Source organism: Mesorhizobium sp. M7A.F.Ca.CA.001.08.2.1, from assembly GCF_003998455.1.
Lineage (GTDB): Bacteria > Pseudomonadota > Alphaproteobacteria > Rhizobiales > Rhizobiaceae > Mesorhizobium > Mesorhizobium ciceri.
In genome coordinates this window covers 1-6051 of the sequence record NZ_RZPW01000368.1, presented here as the reverse complement: position 1 = coordinate 6051, position 6051 = coordinate 1, and the positions used below count along the sequence as shown (strand labels likewise).

At 64.3% G+C, this 6051-nt stretch carries 7 protein-coding genes and 1 tRNA gene; 3 read left to right on the top strand and 5 right to left on the bottom strand.

Annotation, left to right across the window (positions count from 1 at the left end):
- Positions 1-515 (bottom strand): glutamate--tRNA ligase family protein (locus tag EN914_RS20865; protein WP_245497833.1); only part of this gene is annotated, 515 nt, incomplete at its 3' end.
- Positions 516-589: 74 nt separating this feature from the next.
- Here EN914_RS20865 and EN914_RS20860 point away from each other — a divergent pair.
- Together EN914_RS20860 and EN914_RS20855 are read left to right on the top strand one after the other, a co-directional pair.
- Complete coding sequence (locus EN914_RS20860; protein WP_013529433.1) at positions 590-1231, top strand: DNA-3-methyladenine glycosylase; 642 nt, start codon at positions 590-592, stop codon at positions 1229-1231.
- A 128-nt stretch (positions 1232-1359) separates the two neighbouring features.
- The gene (locus tag EN914_RS20855; RefSeq protein WP_024503783.1) at positions 1360-1917 is read left to right on the top strand and encodes an HNH endonuclease; all 558 of its coding nucleotides are present in this window, start codon (positions 1360-1362) and stop codon (positions 1915-1917) included.
- A 165-nt stretch (positions 1918-2082) separates the two neighbouring features.
- Here the strand turns inward: EN914_RS20855 and EN914_RS20850 are convergent, their stop codons facing one another.
- Together EN914_RS20850 and EN914_RS20845 are read right to left on the bottom strand one after the other, a co-directional pair.
- Positions 2083-2601, bottom strand: a complete 519-nt coding sequence (locus EN914_RS20850; protein WP_013529434.1) for a disulfide bond formation protein B — start codon at positions 2599-2601, stop codon at positions 2083-2085.
- Between the two features lie 34 nt (positions 2602-2635).
- Positions 2636-3223 (bottom strand): YqaA family protein, encoded by a 588-nt coding sequence (locus EN914_RS20845; RefSeq protein ID WP_013529435.1) that lies wholly within the window; start codon positions 3221-3223, stop codon positions 2636-2638.
- Between the two features lie 272 nt (positions 3224-3495).
- Between EN914_RS20845 and EN914_RS20840 the strand changes: the two genes are divergently transcribed.
- Positions 3496-3580, top strand: a tRNA-Leu gene (locus EN914_RS20840).
- A gap of 97 nt (positions 3581-3677) precedes the next feature.
- Here the strand turns inward: EN914_RS20840 and EN914_RS20835 are convergent.
- Both EN914_RS20835 and EN914_RS20830 read right to left on the bottom strand, forming a co-directional pair.
- Positions 3678-4961, bottom strand: coding sequence for a hypothetical protein (locus EN914_RS20835; RefSeq protein ID WP_024503784.1), 1284 nt, complete (start codon positions 4959-4961; stop codon positions 3678-3680).
- A gap of 230 nt (positions 4962-5191) precedes the next feature.
- Positions 5192-6051: GNAT family N-acetyltransferase (locus EN914_RS20830; protein WP_164778825.1), on the bottom strand; the 860-nt coding region annotated here is incomplete at its 5' end.

Here is a 6051-nt window from a genome sequence, read left to right as displayed (position 1 = left end):
GTCCAAGACAGGTCCTTGCCGACACGCGCCAAGGCGGCATCGACATCCAGCCGCCAGGCGAAGGGCGCATTCCCGGCGATCCGCCGCTGGCGTTCCTTGACTGGCAGCGCCTTGTCCGCGGCGGGGTAGAGCGGCACGCCATCGGGATCGCGCGGCCAGTCGCGCCCACGCTTTTCGCTGTCGGCGATGAAGGCGCGGATCTCGCCACGGCTCATGAAGGCGGGATAGACGAGTTCCTCCCGGACCAGCCGCTCGAGCACCGCCTGGTATTCGGCGAAATGCTCGGACTGGCGGCGCACCGGCTCTTCCCAGCCAAGCCCCAGCCATTCCAGGTCGGCAAGCACGCCGGCCTCGAATTGCGGCGTGCAGCGCGTCGTGTCGATATCCTCGATGCGCAGCAGCAGGCGGCCGTCCGCCCGTGCCGCCAGCTTCTGGTTGAGCAGCGCCGAATAGGCGTGGCCGAGATGCAGGTCGCCATTGGGGCTGGGCGCGAAGCGGAATGTCAGGAGTGTCATCTCTGCGGCGGCAATCGGGTTGTGCGGCGGTTTTGCCAATTGCTACCGTGCTGCCGGTTCAGGAACAAGAAAGCATGCAGCGTATCGCGACATCAGACGACATTGCCCGGGGGCTCGATGCGCTTTGCGTGATCGACCCGCGCCTGGAAAAGGTGCGCGGCATGGCCGGCGAGGTGCCGCTGCGGCTGTCCGAACCGGGGTTTCGAAGCCTGGCGTCGATCGTCGTCTCGCAGCAAGTGTCCCGCGCCAGCGCCGATGCGATCTTCGGCCGGCTGACCAAGCTCGTCGATCCGCTGACGCCGCAGGCGATCCTGGCCGCCGGCGAGGACATGTTTCGCGAGGCCGGCCTGTCGCGGCCGAAGCAGCGCGGCCTGATCGCAATTGCGCAGGCCGTGGTCGACGGCCTCGACCTGCATCACCTCTGTTCGCTCGATGCCGAGGAGGCGATCACGACAATGACGGCGGTGTCCGGCATCGGCCCGTGGACGGCGGAAGTGTACCTTTTATTCGCCGCCGGGCACCCCGACATTTTCCCCGCGCGTGATGTCGCGCTGCAGAGCGCGGTCGGCCACGCGCTCGGCATCGAGCCGCGTCCGCCGGAGAAAACGCTGATCGCATTGGCCGAATCATGGAGCCCGTGGCGAGGTGTCGCATCGCGGCTTTTCTGGTCCTATTATCGTGAAACCAGAGGGCGGGACGCCGCGCCGCCGGCCTGAATCCGCGAAAAATCATAAAAATCATGCATTTTTGGCGCTTCAGCGACGCGACAATCCGCTTCACATCCCTGTCATGTCGGGCTTACAGTATCCGTGCCGTTCGGGTCTAGAACCAAGGAGGTGAACACGTGACGGTTGCCGTATCTCCGGATGGGCTTCCAGCACTGGTGCTGAATGCGGATTACCGTCCGCTCAGCTATTACCCCTTGTCGCTCTGGTCGTGGCAGGACGCTATCAAGGCGGTGTTCCTCGACCGGGTGAACATCGTCGCCGAATACGAGCACGCCGTCTCCTCGCCGACCTTCTCGATGAGGCTGCCGAGCGTTGTCAGTCTTAAGGCCTATGTGAAGCCCTCCAGGCACCCGGCCTTCACCCGCTTCAACGTCTTCCTGCGCGATCGCTTCCAGTGCCAATATTGCGGCACGCCGGAGGACCTGACCTTCGATCACGTCATCCCCCGCCATCGCGGCGGCGCGACGACGTGGGAGAATGTCGTTGCCGCCTGCTCGCCGTGCAATTTGAGGAAGGGCGGCATGATGCCGGCGCACGCCAAGATGTGGCCGCTGCAGAAGCCTTTCCAGCCGACGGTGCACGATCTGCACAACAATGGCCGCCTGTTCCCGCCCAACCATCTGCATGAAAGCTGGATGGATTATCTCTACTGGGATGTCGAACTCGAACCATAGAGTTCGGCACAAATCCGCCATGCTGGCCGCCTGACGCAGCTTTCTGCGCTTCCGGTGCTCACGTACTTCAGTACGCTCCGCTCCGGTTCTCGAAAGCCGCGCCATCCGACTCAGCCTGGCGAATTTTTGCGCGAACTCTGCGTCGCGCCGTTCAATCGAATTGGCTTAGTCGCGGGTGAGGGCGCCGCGGAAGGCGACGGCGGCGAGGATCAGGCTGGCGATGGCGTTCCAGCCGGCCAGCGACAGGCCAAGGATGCGCAAGGCGGCCTTGTCGCAGGATGGCGGCACGAATTTGTCGAGCGCGTCGAGCACGCCCTTGCCGCCGGTGTCGACCGGCCCGGCGCCCGCCGTGCAATCGGTCGGGCCGGCCCACCACTGCCATTCGACGCCGGAGTGGTAGACGCCGAGATAGAGGCCGTAGAGCATCAGGATGCCGCCGACGGCCAGCAGGCCGCGTGTCAGCCAGCTGGGTGCGTGCAGCATCGATGCAATCACCGCCAGCACCATCAGCGGGACGCCGATATAGTAGGGCGTGCGCTGTTCGAGGCAGAGGTGGCAGGGGATATAGCCGCCGAGATACTGGAAGCCGAGCGCCGAGCCGACGGTGGCGGCCATGGCGACGGCGAGGAACAAGGCGGTCAGCGTGCGCTGGCGTCCGGTGTCGGCATTCATGGTCGCTGTCATTTCAATCGGTCCGTCCGGCTTGCAATGGTTCTGTTCAGAACGCGTATTTGACCAGGATATAGAGCAAAATCAGGGCAACCGCGCCGGCGCCGGCGATCAGGCCGAGGCGCTTTTCGATGAATTCGCGGATCGGTTCGCCATAGCGGCGCAGCAGCCAGGCGAGCAGCAGGAAGCGGGCGCCGCGGGCCACGATCGCCAGCACGATGAACAGCAGCAAATTGACGCCGATGACACCGGACAGGATCGTCACCACCTTGATCGGCGGCAGGTGGGCGGCACCCGATGTGATCAGCATCAGGACGATGAAGCCGACGCCGGCGCCCGCGCGCAGTTGCTCGAACTCGTCGTACTTGCCGTAGAATTCGAGGATCGGCCTGGCGACCGCGTCATAGGCATAGTGGCCGATGAACCAGCCGGCGATGCCGCCCAGCACCGAGGCGACGGTGGCGATCAGCGCATAGCGGTAGGCGCGGTCCGGCCGCGACAGCGCCATCGGCAGATAGAGCACGTCGGCCGGCACCAGGAACACCGAGCTTTCGACGAAGGCGATGAAGGCCAGCCACCATTCGGCGGATTTGCGGGCCGCCAGCGACAGGGTCCAGTCGTAAAGTCCGCGAAGCATCGGCACTCCTAATGCGTGTCGTTCAATTGCAGGCAGGTTGGGGTGTAACGGCATGCACAGAACAAAGACCCAGCGCACGCCATCCGTCCCCGCGGACGTGCCGCGCTTTGATGCGCCGCCTGTCTAGAAAGATTTTCCGCGCTGCACAATGGCAGCCCCGTCACGAAATCGAAAGGCGCAGTTTGGTCGCATCCGGGGCGACGAGGAATTGGCCAGTTGACGAACAGGCCTCCAACCGTATAGTCCCGCGCCATCCAGGCCGCCCGGCCTGAGCCCCTATGGCGGAATTGGTAGACGCGCTCGACTCAAAATCGAGTTCCGCAAGGAGTGCTGGTTCGATCCCGGCTAGGGGCACCACCCTTCGCTCTCCGAGCTTCGGGTGGCGGGTCACTCGAAGTTCAATAGACGAAGGGCGTCACGGTCGCTTTGGCTCCCGATACGTCTCAGCAGGCGATCAACACGCTTTGCGCGCCACGCTGGGGTCGCCGTCATTGGCCGGGCCGATCTCGCCAGCTGCCAGCAATTCGTCGAATGTCCGTTCTAGATCGGCGCTGTCATCGGCTGCCGGTCCGCTGGGCGGATCCTGGCGTGTCAGCGTTTCCAGCCTTTGGTGAAGCTGGCGGTTCTCGTTGCGGCAACGGGCATGCGCGAGTTCGTCGGTCATGCCGCGCAAGCGGAGATCGGCGAGTTGAACCTTCACCGCGCCACAGTCCCGGCGCGCCGCGTCGCGCTCCTGGCGTAAATTCGCAATCTCGGTTTCCGAGGTTTGGCGCCGATGCTCGGCCACGTCCTCGGCGCGCTGCCCGGCGCTCGGCGTTGCGCGGACCACGCTTTGATCGGGGGCGCTGCGCTGGAGCGAGCGCAACCTCTTTTCAAGTTCCACGGCCCGTTCCTGCGCGGCGGCGGCGCAATCGCCGAGAACGCCGCGCTGATGCTCGACCGTGGACAGCCGCGCCTGCAGGTCCTGCTGTACAAGCATCTGCGCAGATAGTTTGCCGGTCAGTCGTTCGTTGTGGAGCTGGTAGTCCGCGACCTTGGAACGAAGCAGCATGGCGGCCTGTTGCAAGCTGGCGAGCCGCGATGCAACGTCCTCACGCGCCTGCTCGGCGGCTTGCCTGGCCATGGTCTCGTCGCGGAGTTGCCCCGACACGCGCGCCAGGTTCCGTCCCAGGCGCTCGACCTCGACATTCGCCTCGAGGAACCGTGTTGCGCGCTGGCCGGCATGCCTATCTGCCTGCGCAATGGTCTGCCGTGCCCTGTTGAGTTGGACCTCCAGGTCGGCGATGGTCTTGCTTGCGATCGATAGCTCGCGCGATTTTCGCCCAAGCTCTTTCGAGGTGCGATCCTGCAAGCGTTGCAGCTTCGCCACCTCTTCCTGCAAGTCCCATTTGTCCGTATCGGGAGCGTCGGCATCGTGCGTTTGCGCATTGAGCCTGGCCACATAGTCCTCAACCAGCGACCACGCCAAGTCGTCATCGTTGGACAAGAGCGAGGAGCCGCGCATGGCGTGGGCCTGACTCGAGCCCGTCCGGGCCGAAGTCGAGCCGAGGGAGGCGGCCAGCGTGTCTGACTGGGCCAATCCGGTCACGGGCTCCTCTTCGAAGAGAGGCAAAGCTTGATGCGTGGCGGCTCGGATGCTTCGAATCAGTTCTTCGAAGTCTTCGTCGGCCCTTCGGACAACGGCGCTGTCGTTCGCACTGATGTGCCGGGCGCCGTTGGCCTCATGATTCAGCGACATTTTTCTCTCATCGCGGACCGAATCACTAGACTATCGTGCATCAAGGACAAGAATGCGAGTAGATCTTGCCGGGTTTCACCGGAAAATTGCTGCAAGAAATCTCGTTTTTTTGAAGCGGAAGTCGATCTTAGCGCTTGCCTCTTGGGCAATCGAAGTAAAGTCCCGACCACCTCTGTGTCAAATATTGCAGCGAAAATGTGCCATCCTTCCAGAACCGCACCCTGCCTGCCTCAGCGCCGCCCCAACAAGCTCTTCATGCGGTTGCGCAGCAGGCGGGCCATGTTGCGGGTTTCGCGGTAGAGGTGCAGTTGCGAGGCGGCCTGGCGGGTGAGGCGGTCGGCGTCCGGCGTCAGGCCGATCACCAGCGTGCCCATCGGCTTGTGCTCGGCCCATAGCCGGCTCATCACCGGATGGTCGGGCACGGCGCAGGAATCGGTCATCATGATGTTGGGATCGTCGAGATGCTGCCTGGTCACCTCGATCATCAGCAAGGTGCCCGGCGAATAGCTGGCCAGCGTCTCGTCATAGGCGGTCTTCCAGGTGTAGGCGATGCCGGCTTCGACGAAGACGATCAGGCAGGCAATGGTGCGGCCGTCGAGCGTCAGCGAATGGATGCGGCACATGTCCTGCTCGGCCAGCCGGTGCACGGCTTCGCGGGCGAAGGCGGCGCGGAAACGGTCGATCGCCATGGCGGTGCGTTCGCGGCCCTTCCAGCCGGCCGCCTCCAGCGTCAGGAAGTTCTCGATGGCGTGGCGGATGTCTTCGGGGCCGCGCGCCACGACATGCTCCAGCCTGCCGAGGTCGCCAAGGCGCCGCTTCAGCCGCCGGAACTCGCGATAATGGTGCGAACGCAGCGAGGCCTTCAGATAGTCATCGCCGTCGAGCTCGCTCTCCAGCGCCGGACGCAGGGTCTGGCCGGTGGTGACCAGCATCAGGCCGCGCGTCTCGGCCACGGTGGCAAACAGGCTCGCCACCGGGCCATCGAGCCGGACATCGGGCAGGACGAACACTTTCGGCAGCTTGAGATGCGGGCGCGACAGCATCGAGAAGAAATCCTCGACGACGCCCACCGGGTCGTCGCGGTCGACCA